Annotated in this window: 14 protein-coding genes; 7 read left to right on the forward strand and 7 right to left on the reverse strand. The window is 63.7% G+C overall.

Annotated features, from left to right (window positions below):
* Positions 1–29: 29 nt before the first annotated feature.
* Entirely contained in the window at positions 30–986 is a 957-nt protein-coding gene (locus BPHYT_RS09225) for a LysR family transcriptional regulator (protein ID WP_012432871.1), read from the reverse strand.
* Positions 987–1,148: 162 nt separating this feature from the next.
* On the opposite strand from BPHYT_RS09225, the gene BPHYT_RS09230 reads away from it, so the two are divergent.
* Positions 1,149–2,171 (forward strand): zinc-binding alcohol dehydrogenase family protein, encoded by a 1,023-nt coding sequence (locus BPHYT_RS09230; protein WP_012432872.1) that lies wholly within the window; start codon positions 1,149–1,151, stop codon positions 2,169–2,171.
* A 353-nt stretch (positions 2,172–2,524) separates the two neighbouring features.
* Positions 2,525–3,082 carry a DUF6013 family protein gene (locus tag BPHYT_RS09235; RefSeq protein ID WP_012432873.1) on the forward strand — a complete coding sequence of 186 codons (558 nt, stop codon included), beginning with the start codon at positions 2,525–2,527 and terminating at the stop codon, positions 3,080–3,082.
* A gap of 38 nt (positions 3,083–3,120) precedes the next feature.
* On the opposite strand, the gene BPHYT_RS09240 is transcribed toward BPHYT_RS09235, so the two are convergent.
* Positions 3,121–3,927, reverse strand: a complete 807-nt coding sequence (locus BPHYT_RS09240; RefSeq protein WP_012432874.1) for an ABC transporter permease — start codon at positions 3,925–3,927, stop codon at positions 3,121–3,123.
* On the reverse strand, positions 3,924–4,652 hold the full coding sequence (locus BPHYT_RS09245; protein WP_012432875.1) for an ABC transporter ATP-binding protein: 729 nt from the start codon (positions 4,650–4,652) through the stop codon (positions 3,924–3,926). The genes BPHYT_RS09240 and BPHYT_RS09245 overlap by 4 nt, the downstream gene beginning before the upstream one ends.
* Positions 4,653–4,820: 168 nt before the next feature.
* Here BPHYT_RS09245 and BPHYT_RS09250 point away from each other — a divergent pair, with 168 nt between their 5' ends.
* Positions 4,821–7,319: an AsmA family protein gene (locus BPHYT_RS09250; protein WP_012432876.1), complete on the forward strand. Its 2,499-nt coding sequence runs from the start codon at positions 4,821–4,823 to the stop codon at positions 7,317–7,319.
* Positions 7,319–7,486 carry a hypothetical protein gene (locus tag BPHYT_RS38615; RefSeq protein WP_012432877.1) on the forward strand — a complete coding sequence of 56 codons (168 nt, stop codon included), beginning with the start codon at positions 7,319–7,321 and terminating at the stop codon, positions 7,484–7,486. Before BPHYT_RS09250 ends, BPHYT_RS38615 begins: the two co-directional genes overlap by 1 nt.
* A gap of 113 nt (positions 7,487–7,599) precedes the next feature.
* On the opposite strand, the gene BPHYT_RS09255 is transcribed toward BPHYT_RS38615, so the two are convergent.
* Positions 7,600–8,094, reverse strand: coding sequence for a hypothetical protein (locus BPHYT_RS09255; protein WP_012432878.1), 495 nt, complete (start codon positions 8,092–8,094; stop codon positions 7,600–7,602).
* 399 nt (positions 8,095–8,493) lie between these two features.
* Between BPHYT_RS09255 and BPHYT_RS09260 the strand changes: the two genes are divergently transcribed.
* The 3 genes from BPHYT_RS09260 to BPHYT_RS09270 all read left to right on the forward strand — a co-directional run bounded on the left by BPHYT_RS09260 (position 8,494) and on the right by BPHYT_RS09270 (position 12,757).
* Positions 8,494–10,113: a sensor histidine kinase gene (locus BPHYT_RS09260; protein ID WP_012432879.1), complete on the forward strand. Its 1,620-nt coding sequence runs from the start codon at positions 8,494–8,496 to the stop codon at positions 10,111–10,113.
* Positions 10,114–10,192: 79 nt separating this feature from the next.
* Positions 10,193–10,702 (forward strand): response regulator, encoded by a 510-nt coding sequence (locus tag BPHYT_RS09265; protein WP_012432880.1) that lies wholly within the window; start codon positions 10,193–10,195, stop codon positions 10,700–10,702.
* 81 nt (positions 10,703–10,783) lie between these two features.
* On the forward strand, positions 10,784–12,757 hold the full coding sequence (locus BPHYT_RS09270) for a hybrid sensor histidine kinase/response regulator (RefSeq protein ID WP_012432881.1): 1,974 nt from the start codon (positions 10,784–10,786) through the stop codon (positions 12,755–12,757).
* Positions 12,758–12,868: 111 nt separating this feature from the next.
* Here the strand turns inward: BPHYT_RS09270 and mscL are convergent, their stop codons facing one another.
* The 3 genes from mscL to argE form a co-directional block, all read right to left on the reverse strand.
* Positions 12,869–13,315, reverse strand: coding sequence for a large conductance mechanosensitive channel protein MscL (mscL, locus tag BPHYT_RS09275; RefSeq protein ID WP_012432882.1), 447 nt, complete (start codon positions 13,313–13,315; stop codon positions 12,869–12,871).
* An 89-nt stretch (positions 13,316–13,404) separates the two neighbouring features.
* Complete coding sequence (locus tag BPHYT_RS09280; RefSeq protein WP_012432883.1) at positions 13,405–14,439, reverse strand: threonine/serine dehydratase; 1,035 nt, start codon at positions 14,437–14,439, stop codon at positions 13,405–13,407.
* Between the two features lie 54 nt (positions 14,440–14,493).
* Entirely contained in the window at positions 14,494–15,708 is a 1,215-nt protein-coding gene (argE, locus tag BPHYT_RS09285; RefSeq protein WP_012432884.1) for an acetylornithine deacetylase, read from the reverse strand.
* Positions 15,709–15,848: the final 140 nt, after the last annotated feature.

Below are 15,848 nucleotides of genomic sequence, written 5' to 3' on the forward strand. Positions count from 1 at the left end.
ATCCGGGCGCCGCAACCGGCGCATCGGTCTCAAACCGGCTCTCTGTCCCAGTAAGGCGGATCGCCGAAATGCGTCGCCAGGAATTCGATGAAGGCGAGCGTCTTCGGCGGCACGAACGAACGGCTTGGATACACGGCCCAGATCGCCACGCTTTCGGCGAGCGGATAGCTGTCCAGCACGCCGACCAGTTCGCCGCTGCGCAAATAAGGCGCGACGTCCCACGTCGATTTGAGCGCGATGCCGAACCCGGCCAGCAGGGCGTCGCGGATCACTTCGCCGTTGTCCGTGACGAGGCGCCCGCTCACGCGCACCGCGAGTGGTCCGGCAGGCGTCACGAAGGCCCAGTCGCGCTGGTCCGACAGAATCATGCATTCGTGTTGCGCGAGGTCCGAAGGATGATGCGGCGTACCGCGCGCGGCGAGGTAAGCGGGCGCCGCGCACAGCACTCGCCGATTCACCGCGAGGCGCCGCGCCACCAGTGACGAATCCTTCAGCACACCGACGCGGATCGCGACATCGATACCCGCGTCGACGAGATCGACCACCTGATCGGTGAGGCGTAAATCGACGCTCACGCCGGGATAGCGGCGCAGAAATTCGCTGATCACCGGCGACACGTGCTGCCGTCCGAACGAAGACGGCATCGAGACTCGTAAGCGGCCCTGCGGCTCGGCCTGCGCCCGGCCCACCGACGCGCGCGCGGCGGCGGCCGCATCGAGCAGGGCTTCGGCGCGCGTCATGAAGACTTCACCGTCCTGCGTGAGGCTGATGCGGCGGGTGGTCCGGTGCAGCAGGCGCGCGCCGAGCAGCTTTTCTAGTTGGGCGATGCGGGAACTGGCCACCGCCGCGGACAAACCGAATTCGCGGCCGGCCGCCGATACGTTGGCGAGCAGCGCGGCGCGCACGAACAGGGCGACGTCGAGCAGATCGAGCCGCTCCCGTTCACCGGGCGGCACGCGTTCGGGCGAGATAACAGGCAGGTTCATTCTTCTGAAATTCAAAAAGATGTTTCAGCCATTATGACGGTTTTAAAAGAATAAGAACCGCCCTAGGATGACACTCATGGAATCGCCGATACGCAGCCGGCACCACAGCCCGGCCGCAAAATCGCGATCTTTTCAAACTGATTTGAACCAACAGGAGCCTGTATGAAAGCCGTCGGCCTCTATCGCTATTTGCCGATCGATCAAGCGGAAGCTCTGGTCGATGTCGAGATCCCGAAACCGGAAGCCACCGGTCGCGATCTGCTGGTTAAAGTCGAGGCGATCTCCGTCAATCCGGTCGACACCAAAGTGCGCGCACCGAAAGACAAGCTCGAAGAGACGCCGCGCATCCTCGGCTGGGATGCGGCGGGTACCGTGGCCGCGGTCGGCCCGGACGTCACGCTGTTCAAGGTCGGCGATCCGGTGTTCTATGCGGGCAGCATCACACGGCCGGGCGCCAACAGCGAGTTCCATCTGGTCGATGAGCGGATTGTCGGGCACAAGCCGGCGTCGCTCGATTTCACCCACGCGGCCGCGCTGCCGCTAACCGCGATCACCGCTTGGGAAGCGTTGTTTGACCGCTTGGGCGTGTCGCCGCAAGGCGCCGACGAAGGCCGCAGCGTGCTGATTTTCGGCGGCGCGGGCGGCGTCGGCTCGATCGGCATCCAACTGGCGAAGCAGCTCGCCAGGCTGAAGGTGATCGCAACCGCGTCGCGGCCCGAATCGGCGAAATGGGCCACGGAACTGGGCGCGGATCACATCGTCGATCACTTCGGCGACGTGCCCGCGCAATTGAAGCAACTCGGCATCGACCAGGTCGATTACGTGCTGATGTTCAACGACACCGACAAGAACTTCTCGGCCGCCGCCGAGGTCGTCAAGCCGCAGGGCGGCATCTGCACGATCGTGGAAAACAGCGCGCCGGTGCCGGTTGAACTGCTCAAGGCAAAAAGCGCCGCGTTTCACTGGGAGTTCATGTTCACGCGTTCGATGTTCGGCACGCCGGACATGATCGAGCAGCACAAGCTGTTGACGGAAGTCGCGCGTCTCGTCGATGCGGGCACGCTGTGCACGACCGTCGGCCAGAACCTCGGCGCGATCAACGCCGCTAATCTGCGCCGCGCACATCAGCTTCTCGAAGAAGGGCGCGCGATCGGCAAACTGGTGCTGACAGGTTTCAAGGCGTAAATAGCGTTTCACCTGAAACGGGTTGCAACGGAACACGGCCGGCGTCGCAGCAATGCGCGCCGGCCGTGTTCATTTGATGCACATCAAACTGTGCTATCCGATGCGTCGATATGCAGCAGGGCGGTGCGGCGCGCGCTTTCAACCGCCAGTCGCGACACGCGCAGAAAACGCATCGCCGCAAGCGGGTTAACACCCGATTCGCAGGCAGCGCGCGCAGCGTCGCTTGGCGTTAGACTGGCAGGGCATCATGCTAAAACAGTTGCGTGTCTCGCGGGCCGGCATCATTGAGCCAGTCAGTGCGCGGGCAGTAGCGCTGAAGCGGGCGCGCAGCGGCACAACAACGAGGTGACAGTATGAGCTTCAGACTCTCCGCCGTTTCAGTTGTCGCTTCTCTCGCATGCGCGCTTGCGCCCGGCATGCTCGTGCCGTTGGCTCACGCGGCTACGCCGATCACGGTCACGTCCCAATCCGCCCTCGACGGCCCGATCCGCTATACGGTGCGCGTCACGTCGAAACAGTTCGGCAACTCGCAGGAAACCCGCACGATCCGCTCCGGCGAATCGGACGACTTCACGTGGAAGACGGTGCCGCCTGGCGGCCCGGTTCCCGCGACGGATGCGTGCCCGAACTATGCGTCGCTGCCGACCGACACTAACGGCGCGATGATCCGGCAAACGCAGATCCGTTTCGCGCCGGTGGTCGCCGGCGACGGCACGGCGACCGTGCAGTTGAGCTTCCAGGCGCAGACGCCGAAGGGCGTGAAGACCGTCACGACCGGCGGCAAAACGCTCAAGTGTCCGAACGACGTGAGCGTCAGTCAGATCGTGCGCTTCACGATGCCGGTCAACGGCAGCACGAAAACGCTCACGCTCAGCGACGGCACGGAAGTCGCGATCAGCGCGAAGCGTTGAGTCCGGCGACTGATGGGAGCACGGCGGCGCAGCGCGGCTCAACGCCGCGCCGCGGTCCGCTCCACGAGCCGCGCCGACAGAAACCGGTGCTCGGCGGAAAAGAGCCGCCGGTAGGTGAGCAGCACCGCGCCCACGGTCCCCAGCGCCGACGACGCGGCTATCAGGAACATGATCACGATCTGGTAGCGCACGGCCTGCAACGGCGATTGCCCGGCCAGCACCTGGCCGGTCATCATGCCGGGCAGGCTCACCACGCCGACCACCGCCATCTGATTGAGCGTCGGCATCATGCCCGCCCGCACCGCCTGGCGCGCGGGCGCCTGGGCCGCCTCCCAGCGCGTCGCGCCGAGCGCGAGCGCCATGTCGACGCGGTCGCGCCGCGCGGTCAATTCCTCGGTCATCCGTTCGATGCCGAGCGACACGCCGGTCAGCGTATTGCCGAGGATCATGCCGAGAATCGGAATCGCATATTGCGGCTCGTACCACGGGTGAATGCGGATCACGACGAACAGCCCGACTGCGGCCACCAGCCACGAACTGACCCAGATCGACAGCACACTGTCCGCGCGTTGTCCGCGGTAGGTGCGGTTGCCGCGTTGCGCGCCCGCGAAACCGGCGATCAGCGTCATCACGATCATCAACGGCAACACCACGTACCAGCGGTCGTAACGGAACACCCAGCCGAGCACGTAACCGATCGCCAGCAACTGTACGATGGTGCGCACGGCGGCCCACGCCAGCTTGCGCTCGAGATCGAGCTTGAGCGCCACCGACACGACACCGTTCACGACGATCAGCAACGCGGCAATCGCAACATCCCATAGACTCAGGTTTTGCAGTGTCATTGGCCGAACTCCTGGTGATCCTGATGCGCGGACGGGATCTCGGACCGTGCGGTTTCGTCGAGCACGCCGGCGCGCATGGTCAGATGCCGCGCGCTCATGCGCGTGGCTTGCGCCGGATCGTGGGACACCCAGATCGACGCATGACGTCCAGGGGCGGCGTCGAACCAGGCGTGCACCAGACCTTCAATTGCATGCGACGACTCCGGGTCGAGCGAGGCAGTCGGTTCGTCGAGCAACAGCACTTCGGGCGCGAGTTGCAGCACGCGAATCAGCGCCGCGATCTGCGCCTCGCCGCCGGACAGTTCGCTTGCACGCTTGTCGAGAAAGTCGTCGCCGCGGCCGGCCTGAGCGGCGAGGCTCGCCGCACGCGCGCGATCGAAATGCACGTCGCGATAGGTGCGCAACTCGAACGGGTAGCGCAGATTGTCTTCGACGCTGCCGTCGAGCAGCGCGGGCCGCTGCCGGATATACGCGACGTTGCGCCGGTAGCGCGGAATCGCGGCGCGTTCCACCGGCGCGCCATGCCACATGATGCGTCCCGCATCAAGTTGATCGAGCAGCGCGAGGGCGCGCAGGAATACGCTCTTGCCCGAGCCGGACGGCCCGGTGATCGCGACGCGGTCGCCCGCCTGTAAGGCGAAGGTGGTCGGCTGCAGCAGCGTCTGCCCGCGCACGGCATCGCGCCGCACGATGCCGTCGGCGAGGACTAATGGAACATCGGTCATGGGTGAATTTGTAATGGGGGATGCGTAAGGTCGAAGCGCGTCGCGACGTGTGCATGCAACATGCGTGCAACATGATAAAGCGGCAACGGCCCGGCGCAGGCCGTGCAAGGTTCGGGCATGCAACGTGCTGCACGGTGCTCAATGTAGAAGAATTAGCGGAGCCTCTCAATGGCAGTGTCGAGCACGACTGGACGGCGGATCGGAAAAATCATTGCGTGGCTGCTGGCGATTATCGTCATTCTGATTGTCGCGCTGACTATTTTCATTCTGACCTTCGACTGGAACCGGGCAAGGCCCTATATCAACGACAAGGTCACGCAAGCTATCGGCAGGCCGTTCGCCATCAACGGCGATCTGAAGGTCGGCTGGCGGCATCCAGTCGGCGAAACCGGCTGGCGCGGCTGGGTGCCGTGGCCGCGATTCTCGGCGGCCAATATCACTGTGGGCAATCCGGACTGGACGAAGCAGCCGCACTTCGCCACGCTCGACGAGATCGACTTTCAGGTCAAGGTGCTGCCGCTGCTCGCGCACGATATCGTGATTCCCACGATCAACCTCGTGAATCCTTCGGTCGATCTCGAACGCGTGCTCGACGGGCGCAACAACTGGACGTTCAAACTGGCGTCGTCGAGCGGGCCTTCGGAATGGAAGCTCGATCTGCACGATATCGCCTTTGCCAAGGGCAACATTGCGTTGTCCGATCAGCAGAAGAAGGTCGATCTGCAAATGGCCGTCGACACGCTCGGTCAGCCGATTCCGATCGGCGAGGCGATGAAACAGCAGGAAGCGGCGTCGCGCAGTTCGTCGGCGCAAACCATCGGCAAGTCGGGCGCGAACAAGCTGACGCAACAGGCGAATGCGCAGGCGGCATCGGAGGCTGCGGCGGCGTCCGCGGCGGCGGCTTCGGGCGCGTCGTCGACGGAGATCAGCGCGTCGGGGACGACGGCGGCGACGGGCGCCTCGGGTGGCTTGGTCGCGGGCGGTTCCAGGGGGGCGAGCGAAGCCGTCGCGGCAGGCGCGAGCGGCGCAGTCGTGGCGTCGGCGCCGGCTTCGAGTGCTTCGGGCGCGAGCGATGCGCAAGCCGGCGCGAAGCAGGAGATTCCTCCATATGCCATCGGCTGGACCGTCAAAGGGACTTACAACAAGACGCCGGTCTCCGGCAGCGGCAAGGTAGGCGGCGTGCTCGCATTGCAGGATGCGAACCGGCCGTTCCCGGTCCAGGCCGACGTCAAGGCCGGCGATCTGCATGTCGGCCTGGTGGGCACGATCACCGATCCGGCGCATCTTGCCGCGGTCGATCTGCGCCTCTGGCTGCAAGGCAACAGCATGGCGCGCCTGTATTCGCTGACCGGTGTGACCTTGCCCGACACGCCGCCGTATGCGACCGAAGGGCGGCTCGTCGGCCAGTTCAAGTCCAGCGGCAACGTCTTCAAGTATGAAAATTTTACAGGCCGGGTCGGCGGCAGCGATATCAACGGCTCGCTAACCTATACGGCACGTGAACCGCGTCCGCTGCTGCAGGGCGAACTCGTCTCGCATCTGCTGCAGTTCTCCGATCTGGCGCCCGTGATCGGCGCGGATTCGAACGCCAGCAAGGCCAAGCGCGGCGACGCGACGGCGCAGCCGTCCAACAAGGTGCTGCCCGTCGAGGAATTCCGCACCGACCGCTGGAAGGCGATCGACGCCGACGTGAAGTTCACCGGCCGGCGCATCGTCAAGGACGTGAATCTGCCGATCACGGATCTGTACACGCACGTCGTGATGACCGATGGCGTGCTCTCCCTGGAACCGTTGAAGTTCGGCGTGGCCGGCGGCTCGCTCGCCTCGGACATTCATCTCGATGGCAGCGCGACGCCGCTCAAGGGCCGCTTCGCGACATCGGCGCGGCATCTGAAGCTCAAACAGCTGTTCCCGAACTTCAAGACCATGCAGAACGCGCTCGGTGAAATCAACGGCGACGCCGCGCTGACCGCGACGGGCAATTCGCCGGCGGCGCTTGCGGCATCGTCGAACGGCGAGGTGAAGGCATTGGTGACGGACGGCACGGTGAGCCGTCTGCTGATGGAAGCGGCGGGGCTGAACGTGGCGAATGTCGTCTACGAAAAGCTGTTCGGCAATCGCGACGTGAAGATCAACTGCGCGGCCGCCGATTTTGTCGCAACCAACGGCGTGCTCGAATCGCGCGTCTTCGCGCTCGATACGGACGACGCCGTGATCAATATCGACGGCAACGTGAATCTGCGCGACGAGTCGATGGACCTCGGCGTGCATCCGCATACCAAGGGCTTCCGTGTTTTCTCGCTGCGTTCGCCGCTATACGTGAAAGGCACCTTCAAGGATCCGCACGTGGGCGTGAATGCGGCCGCGCTGGCGCTGCGCGGTGGCGCGGCGGTCGGCCTCGGCTTGATCAATCCGTTCGCGGCGCTGATTCCGTTGCTCGCGCCGAGCAACAACAAGCCGTTGCCCTGCACGCAGATGCTGGAACAGATCCGTCAGGCGCCGACGGCGCCGCCGCCGGGCGTGAAGCAGCAGCCCAAGGCGGCGATCTCTCTGGATGGCGCGCCGGTCAATAAGTCTTCGGGCGGTGCTTCGTCGCCGGCCGCGACGGATAAGAAGAAGCCGGCGGTGATGTCGCCCGCCAGCGCGGCTACTTACAAGGGAAGCTGATGGCTTTCATCCTGCCTTCGGATTGGCTGAGCTGGAGCTTTGGCGGCGGCCTGTCCTTGATCCTTTTGTGGCTGATCAGTGTGCCGCCAGGGCGCGGCCATTTCGATGACCTCATGATGAAAAAAGATAACGCGACTGCTGCACGCGCGCGCAGACACATCACCTGAGATGACAGGTCGAATCGAGCAAAGCAAGGAAAGGTGATGACGCAACGCCGCCCGACGAACTGTGCGAACAGACGGTGTTGCGAATTTGAAGGTCTACTGTAAAGCTAAAAGGTTTACCTGAGTGAGCGCGGCGCGGCGTCTCCGGCAGCATCTTGCCGACGCACCCCGCGACGTGTGGCGCCGACGCGAGTCGCGCCGAATTCCGTCAGGATCTTGCCGCGAGCGCGGCTGGCAAACACGAGAAAGCCGAAGCCGTCCGCCTCATACCAGTAGCCGCCGTTCTCGAGACCGTCGAGCGGCTGCTCCAGCGCATTCGTAATGGATTCGATACAGCGACGCCGCAATTCGGCGGGTGCAGGATAGGGCGGCTGCGCGCCACGCACACTGCACAGGAGAACATCGAGCCCCGGCAGCACGTGGGCATAAAGGACCGGCTCGTCTTGCGCGCGAGCACGCGCAATCTTGGTGTCGAGCTGACCGAACGGCTTGAAATGCCGTAGTACCGCGAGGAACGACTCATCGCCGTCCACCTTCGCGCGTCTACGCTTTTTCGGGAAGGACATAAAAATTCGCCTGAAAAAGAATTGCAAGAAACGCAGCGTCCTCATGCGACCACTCCCGGCTTCGCGCGCCGCACGTCGATCTTTTATAGCATACGACAAGGTCGGATTCACGGTGATTCGACAACAACGCCGCCCCACCGCCTCCCGCACGAATCATGCCGAACCGCCTCGCCGCGCGCTTTCGCTTCCCATCCCACCTGTTTCCATCATAGACGCACGAGGCGCCGAAAAATCATCTCATACCAATAAAAATGTCGTTTTTGTGTGGGCCGGCGCATCTTGCCGATACGTTGAAATATCTCGAATTCACGTCGATAATGGCCCGTCCGGCTGCACTGCGCCGAGCTCGCCGATGCCCCACCGCAAAGTCCACCGGCGCGGCGTTGCGTCGCTGGTCACGAGCCGCCGCGGCTTGAGCGACCCTTTGCGACCCTTCGGGCGAACATGAAACTATTCACCAAGGGTCTGCTGCTGATTGCAGTGCCGAGCGCGGTCGAGCTGGCGCTTCTTGGCGTCGTCTTCGATACCCAGGAGCAGACAGCGCAGGCCGCCCAGCAGGTCACCAACAGCAAGCAGATTCTCTATCAGTCGTCGGCCATCATCGATCCGCTGCTGCGTCAGGCGGCGCGGGTTCGCACGGGCATGGTGATCGGCGATGCGTCGCTGATCGACCGCCATACCGTGTGGGTCGATCTGGGCGACCGGCTGTCGAATCTCGAGGTGCTGGTTGCCGGCACGCCGCATCAGGTCGAGCGCGTGCACAAGATGCAGCGTGCGATCGACGCGTATCGCATGCAGACGGTCGCGATCTCGCAGGCGCTGCACGAAGGGCGTCGTCTGACTTCGTTTACTGTGCTGGAGACCGGCGCGTTGCCGCAGCAGATCGCCGTGTTTCGCGATGAGCTCGCGGCGTTCGGCGACGAGGCGTCGCGGCTCGATGCCGAGCGCTCGGCCGCGCTCGCGCGGCGCCGTGACCGCCAGCAGTACGCGCTGATCGGTGCCGTGCTGGGCTCGATGCTGATCTGGGCCGTCACCGCGGTGGTCTTTGCGCGCAGCATCGGCCGGCGGCTGGAAGTGTTGACCGAGAATGCCGAGCGTTTAGGCAGCGGGCGCACGTTGGCGCCGGCGCTGTCGGGTAAGGACGAAATTGCCGCGCTCGACGCCGTGCTGCATCAGACGGGCGCGCGCCTGCGTGACGCGGAAGCCGAGCAGGCCATGCTGAAAACGCGGCTCGAAGCACGCGCGCGGGAACTGGCGGGCGTCAACGAGGAACTGCGTCAGGAGACGCAAGACAATGAAATGTTCATCTACAGCGTGTCGCACGATCTGCGCTCGCCGTTGGTGAATCTGCAAGGTTTCTCGAAGGAATTGCAGGTCTCATGCGACGAACTGGACAGCGTCGTCGAGGCGGCAAAATTGCCGGAGGCCGAGCATCGGCGCATGGCGCATATTCTTAACGGCGAGGTGCGCGAGTCGTTGCAATATCTGCGCACCGCAGTGACGCGAGCCGCGGCGATCATCGACGCGCTGCTGCGCATTTCACGCGCCGGCCGGCTCGAGTATCAGTGGCAGCGCGTGAGCGTCGGGCGCGTAGTGGGCCGGGTGGTCGACGCGCTGCAAGGCGCGATCGGCCAGCATGCCGCCGTGGTGACCGTGCGCGACTTGCCGCCCGCATGGGGCGACCCCGGCGCGATCGAGCAGATTTTCAGCAATCTGATCGGCAACGCGCTGAATTATCTCGACCCGGCGCGCAACGGGCGTATCGAAATCGGCGCACTGGAACCCGAACCGGTCGAGCCGGCCGAGGCAGGTGAGCCGCGCGCGGTCCGCATGCGCACGTATTATGTGCGCGACAACGGCCTCGGCATTCCGGCCGCGTATATGTCGAAAGTGTTCCGGGCGTTTCAGCGCCTGCACGGCGACGTCGCGAACGGCGATGGCATCGGTCTCGCGGTGGTGCGTCGTACGGTGGAGCGGCATGGGGGACGCGTGTGGGTCGAGTCGGCGGAGGGCGCGGGGTCGACGTTTTTCGTGGTGTTGCCGGAACAGCCCGCGCGTCTGTGAACTTCGGCAGGCAAAAAGAGCGTTGGCGCGGATAATTACAAGCGGCAGGCATCAACCAATCGTTGAGCACGGAGAGCATATGAATCACGGGGAAACGGTCAGCATCGTACTGATCGAAGATGACGACGGGCACGCCACGCTTGTCGAGCGCAATCTGCGCCGTGCCGGCATTTCGAACGGTTTCGTGCGCTTTCGCGACGGCCAGCAGGCACTCGATTATTTCTTCGGCCCGGCGCCGTCGCCAGCGGACGCCGCCGCGGGTTGCGCGGCCGAGCCCGCTCAGAGCGCCGTACCCGCGCGTGAAGATTTGTTGAATTTCGTCGTGCTGCTCGATCTGAAAATGCCGCGAGTGGACGGCTTCGAAGTCTTGCGGCGCCTGAAAGAATCACCGCAGACGGCGGCCGTGCCGGTGATCGTCCTGACCACGACCGACGACCCGCGCGAAATCGCGCGTTGCTACGAACTCGGCTGCAACGTCTACATCACCAAGCCGGTCGAGTACGATGCGTTTATCGAAGCCGTGCGCCGCCTCGGTTTTTTCCTCCAGGTGGTCAAGCTGCCTTCCGGGCATCGTCTCGCGGCGCCGTGATGGAAGGTTCGCATGAAGCGGGCCGAAAGCCGCTCGTGACAAGATAGACCGCTTGTTGACCCTAGCCAGAGAAAACTCCGCATGACCGACGAAGTGTCCACGCAGCCCGCCGCCTACGTGCTGGTCGTCGATGACGACGAAGGCATCCTGCGGCTCGCGCGCAAGTCGCTCGAGCGCGCCGGCTGCCGGGTCGCGATCTGCGCCGGCGTCGAAGCGGCTCGTGAACGGCTCGCGGGCGGCGGTCCCGACCTGCTGGTGCTCGACTATCAGTTGAACGGGCCCGAGACCGGCCTGGACTTCTTTCGCCGTCTGCGCGCGGAAGGCGTGCGGATTCCCGCCATCCTCGTGACCGGTTTTACCGACGAATCGCGTGTCATCGAAGCGTTGCGCGCGGGCGTGTCCGATGTCGTGCCGAAATCCGGCGATTACCTCGATTACCTGCCCGAAGCCGTCGAACGGGTGCTCTCGCAAGTGCGCCTGCAGCGCGCGTCGGACGAAGCCTTGCTGCTGCGCGATCGCGAGCAGCATTACCGCACCTTGTCGGAGGCGCTGCCGCACCTCGTGATGACCTGCAACGCCACGGGCGACTGCGATTTTCTGTCGAAGCAGTGGTACGACTACACGGGCCTCGCTGAAAGCTGTTCGTACGGTCTCGCCTGGCTCGACGCCGTGCATCCGGACGACCGCGAAAAGATTCGCCGCAGCTGGCTCAAAACGGTGTCGGGCGACGCCGGCGACTACCGGCAGGAGTTGCGGATTCGCCGTCACGACGGCGAATACCGCTGGTTCGACTTGCGCGTGGTAGCGATGCGCGACGCCGAAGGCAACGTCAGCAAATGGTTCGGCAGTTGCACGGACATTCATTCGCAGCGCGAGGCGATCGAGGAGCGCGAACGGCTGCTGGCGTCGGAGCAGGCCGCCCGCCAGACCGCCGAAGAAGCCAATCGCGCCAAAGACCGCTTTCTGGCCATGCTGTCGCACGAATTGCGCACGCCGCTCACGCCGGTGCTGGCCGGCGCCAGCGTGCTGGAAATGATTCCGGGTCTGCCCGATCAGGCGCGGGCGAGCGTGCGCATGATCCGCCGCAACGTCGAACTCGAAGCACGGCTGATCGACGACCTGCTCGATCTCACGCGCGTGGCGAACGGCAAGCTGCGGCTTTCGCTGGAAACCGTCGACGTGCACGACGTGATCGACAGCGTGCTCGAACTGTTTCGCAGCGAGATTCAGGTCAAGCAGCAGGACGTGCACGTCCATAAGGACGCGCAGCATCATTACGTGCTGGCCGATCGCGCACGGCTGCAGCAAATGCTGTGGAACCTGATTCGCAACGCCGCCAAGTTCACGCCGGATGGCGGCCATATCTATGTGCGCACGCGCGACGAACGCATGCACGTGCAGATATCGGTTGAAGACACGGGGATCGGCATCGAGCCGGATCAGATCGGCAAACTCTTCAACGCGTTCGAGCAGGGCAACCAGAACATGACGCGGCAGTTCGGCGGACTCGGCCTCGGACTCGCGATCACGAAGGCGTTGACCGACGTGCATGGCGGCACCGTGACCGCGCAGAGTCCGGGCGCGCACTGCGGCGCGACCTTCGCAATCACCTTGCCGACGGCCGCGGCGCCGGAGGTGACTTCACCAGTCGTGGTGCCCGACGAAGTGCATTCGGGCGGCCTGCTGAACATCCTGCTGATCGAAGATCATGTGGACACGGCCGAGGTCATGGAGCAACTGATTCGCAGCCTCGGCCATGAAGTCACGACGGTGGGCCGCGTCGACGATGCGTTGGCCGCGACGCAATCGCAGACCTTCGATCTGATCGTCAGCGACGTCGGATTGCCCGACGGCACCGGTCTCGACTTCATCCAGGCGTTCCGCGAACACTCGGACGCGCCCGCGGTCGCGCTGACCGGCTTCGGCACCGACGAAGACGTGCGCCGTTGCCTGAGCGCCGGCTTCACCTCGCATCTGACCAAGCCGGTCAACTTCAGCCAGCTCGAGGCGATGATCGAAGGCGCGGTGACTCTGAAGGAGCAGCGCGACGCGTGAGTGTTTAGGCCGCTCACAGCGGGGCCATGAAGTAAGCAAAAGGCCTGTTGCGACTTTAATCGCAACAGGCCTTTTCATTGACGACTGTCTCCGGCCGATATGCCGGAATAATTAACGCGGTGAGTTCTTCAACGAATCGCGGATTTCACGCAGCAGCAGCACGTCTTCCGGGGGCGGCGGCGGTGCTGCCGGCGCGGCTTCAGCCGGTTTGCGCAGATTGTTGATGAACTTGACCATCAGGAAAATGATGAACGCGAGAATCAGGAAGTTGATCAGCACGGTAATGAACGAGCCGTAACCGAATACGGCAACGCCCGCCGTTTGCAAGTCTTTATACGACTCGGGGCTGCCCTTGAAAGTGGGCGGAATGGGGCCGAGGCGAACGAACTTGTTGGAGAAATCGAGGCCGCCGGTGGCAAGCCCGACAACCGGCATGATCAGGTCTTTAACAATTGAATTGACGATGGTGGAGAACGCGCCGCCGATAATCACACCGACTGCAAGATCCATCACGTTGCCCTTGAGGGCAAATTCCTTGAATTCCTTGACCATGCTCATAGAGGTTCCTCCCAGAAGTCGATGTTCGAATGATACCAACCTGAGAAGGATAGGCTAGTCTTTTGGCCAGGAACCCGAGGTTCGTTTCTTTATTGAGGAAACTGTGACTCGCTATGCCGAGCGCGTTCGATATGCGCGGCAAATGTGACCGGATCGGTATTGGTGCCGCACAGCAGAACGCCGACGCGCTTGCCTTGCAACTGTTCGCGCAGCGGGCCGAGCAAGCCTGCGGTAGCCGCGGCGCAGGCGGGCTCGACAGCGAGCTTCAGTTGTCCGAACAAAGTCAGCATGGCCGCACGCAACTGGTCGTCGGACACGGTGACGAGCTGATCGATATGACGGCGGCACAATTCGTAGCTGTATTGCTCGGTATGCGGCGACATGAGCGAGTCGGCAATGCCGCGCATCTGGCGCATCTTGACCGTGTGATTGGCGGCGAAACTCTTGCCCATCACGTCCGCGCCTTCAGGTTCCACGCCATACACGTGCACGTTCGGATTCGCGAGCCGCATGGCGGTCGCGACGCCGGCCGCGAGGCCGCCGCCGCCGATCGGCAAGATCACCGCTTCGAGATCCGGCGTTTGCGTGGCCCACTCGTAGCCGAGCGTGGCCGAACCCAGCACCGTGCGATAGCCGTTGAACGGATGCACGAAATAGCGGCCTTCTTCGGCCTCGATCCGGCGCACCAGTTCGAATGCTTCGGCAATGTCTTCGGCGAACACGATCTCGGCGCGATATTGCCGGCACAGTGCTACCCGTGCCGGATTGGCCGCGCGAAACAGCACGACCTTGGCGCTGACGCCAAGGCGCATGGCCGCATACGCGACCGCCACCGCATGATTGCCGCCCGACACGCACGTGACGCCCGCGCTGCGCTGCGCTTCGTCCAGTGCGAGCAGGTTGGTGAACGCGCCGCGCGCCTTGAAGCTGCCACCCGCTTGCAACAGTTCGAACTTGAAGTTCACCACCGTGCCTTCCAGCGAAGGAAAGTCCACCCGGTCGAACACCGGCGTTCGCGCCACCCACGGCGTCAACGCAAAGTGCTGTGCGGCGATGTCGTCGAGCGTTGGGATCGGCTCGCCGTCGATCGTATGGTCGGTGTGTTGCGGCGTGGCGGTGGACATGGCGTCGGCGTGCCTGGGTCGGTGTGGGTAAGATTCTTTCTACGTCTGTCAGTTTCAGTGCGCGTGCGCGTCGACCGACATGCTGTGAATGAATTTTTGCAGGAAGCGCTCGCACGCCACCAGTTGATCCAGCGCGACGAACTCATTGGGCTTGTGCGCCTGCTGAATGTCGCCGGGGCCGCAGACGATGCTCGGAATGCCCGCCAGCGAAAACAGACCGGCTTCCGTGCCATAGGCAACCTTGCGCTTGTCCTGATCGGCGGTCAACGCCCGCACCAGTTGCGTGATGGCGGCTTGTTCAGACGAATCGAGTCCGGGCGCGGCGGCGATCTTCGTGATCTCGATTGCCGCCGATGGATGCTCGCGCAACATTTTCGGCAGCAGCGTTTCGCGAGCGTATTGATCGATGCGCGCGAAAATCGGCTCGGGATCGAGCGTGGGCAGATTGCGGAATTCGAACTGGAACTTGCATTCGGCCGGCACGGTATTGATCGCATTGCCGCCGACGATCGTGCTGGTTTGCGCGGTGGTGAAGGGCACGTCGTACAGTTCGTCGAACGGGCCTTGCTCGCGGAACTGGTCGGCCATGTCGCGGATGTAGCAGATCAGACGCGCGGCGTATTCGATCGCGTTCAAACCCTTCGGCGTCAGCGACGAATGCGCCGCCTGACCGCGCACGCAGCACTGGTAGGCGTTGATGCCTTTGTGCGCCACGATAGGCCGCATGCTGGTCGGTTCGCCGACGATGCAGCCATCCGGCTTCACGCCGCGCTTCATCAGGTCGGCGATCAGGAGCGGCGCGCCGGCGCAGCCCACTTCCTCGTCGAACGACAGCGCGAAGTGGATCGGTTTGGCGAGTTTGGTGCGTTGCATCTCCGGCACAAGCGTCAGCGCCGCGCCGATGAAGCCTTTCATATCGCAGGTGCCGCGGCCGTATAGCTTGTCGCCGCGAATCTCCGGCTTGAACGGATCGCTGTCCCATTGCTGGCCGTCTACGGGCACCACGTCGGTGTGGCCCGACAGCACCACGCCGCCGTTCGTTTCACCGTTGTGCGCGGGAATTGTCGCGAACAGGTTGGCCCATTTGCCGCTTTCGTCGTGCGTGAGCGTGGCCTCGACGCCGACCGCGCGCAGTTCGTCGCGCACGGTTTCGATCAGGCCGAGATTCGGGTTGCGGCTGACCGTGTCCATCGACACGAGACGGGTGACCCACGGGAGCGAAACGGGAGATGACGAGGTGGACTGCGCTGTTTCAGCGACATGGGACATGAGAAGACTCCGGCATTTGAGTCTTTCGATCATACCCAAAAAAAAGACGCCCGTATGCTGCGGTGCGCGTTTGCGCACCGCAGCATGAATGGGAAAACGCTACACGTACCCCGGTTTTCGACGCTGCGCATGCGCGGCGG

It is taken from the genome of Paraburkholderia phytofirmans PsJN (assembly GCF_000020125.1).
Taxonomy (GTDB): domain Bacteria; phylum Pseudomonadota; class Gammaproteobacteria; order Burkholderiales; family Burkholderiaceae; genus Paraburkholderia; species Paraburkholderia phytofirmans.

Excerpts from the sequence above, each read along its gene's own strand:
- BPHYT_RS09225 (WP_012432871.1), bottom strand. The coding sequence starts at position 986 with ATGAACCTGCCTGTTATCTCGCCCGAACGCGTGCCGCCCGGTGAACGG.
- BPHYT_RS09230 (WP_012432872.1), top strand. The coding sequence starts at position 1,149 with ATGAAAGCCGTCGGCCTCTATCGCTATTTGCCGATCGATCAAGCGGAA.
- BPHYT_RS09235 (WP_012432873.1), top strand. The coding sequence starts at position 2,525 with ATGAGCTTCAGACTCTCCGCCGTTTCAGTTGTCGCTTCTCTCGCATGC.
- BPHYT_RS09240 (WP_012432874.1), bottom strand. The coding sequence starts at position 3,927 with ATGACACTGCAAAACCTGAGTCTATGGGATGTTGCGATTGCCGCGTTG.
- BPHYT_RS09245 (WP_012432875.1), bottom strand. The coding sequence starts at position 4,652 with ATGACCGATGTTCCATTAGTCCTCGCCGACGGCATCGTGCGGCGCGAT.
- BPHYT_RS09250 (WP_012432876.1), top strand. The coding sequence starts at position 4,821 with ATGGCAGTGTCGAGCACGACTGGACGGCGGATCGGAAAAATCATTGCG.
- BPHYT_RS38615 (WP_012432877.1), top strand. The coding sequence starts at position 7,319 with ATGGCTTTCATCCTGCCTTCGGATTGGCTGAGCTGGAGCTTTGGCGGC.
- BPHYT_RS09255 (WP_012432878.1), bottom strand. The coding sequence starts at position 8,094 with ATGAGGACGCTGCGTTTCTTGCAATTCTTTTTCAGGCGAATTTTTATG.
- BPHYT_RS09260 (WP_012432879.1), top strand. The coding sequence starts at position 8,494 with ATGAAACTATTCACCAAGGGTCTGCTGCTGATTGCAGTGCCGAGCGCG.
- BPHYT_RS09265 (WP_012432880.1), top strand. The coding sequence starts at position 10,193 with ATGAATCACGGGGAAACGGTCAGCATCGTACTGATCGAAGATGACGAC.
- BPHYT_RS09270 (WP_012432881.1), top strand. The coding sequence starts at position 10,784 with ATGACCGACGAAGTGTCCACGCAGCCCGCCGCCTACGTGCTGGTCGTC.
- mscL (WP_012432882.1), bottom strand. The coding sequence starts at position 13,315 with ATGAGCATGGTCAAGGAATTCAAGGAATTTGCCCTCAAGGGCAACGTG.
- BPHYT_RS09280 (WP_012432883.1), bottom strand. The coding sequence starts at position 14,439 with ATGTCCACCGCCACGCCGCAACACACCGACCATACGATCGACGGCGAG.
- argE (WP_012432884.1), bottom strand. The coding sequence starts at position 15,708 with ATGTCCCATGTCGCTGAAACAGCGCAGTCCACCTCGTCATCTCCCGTT.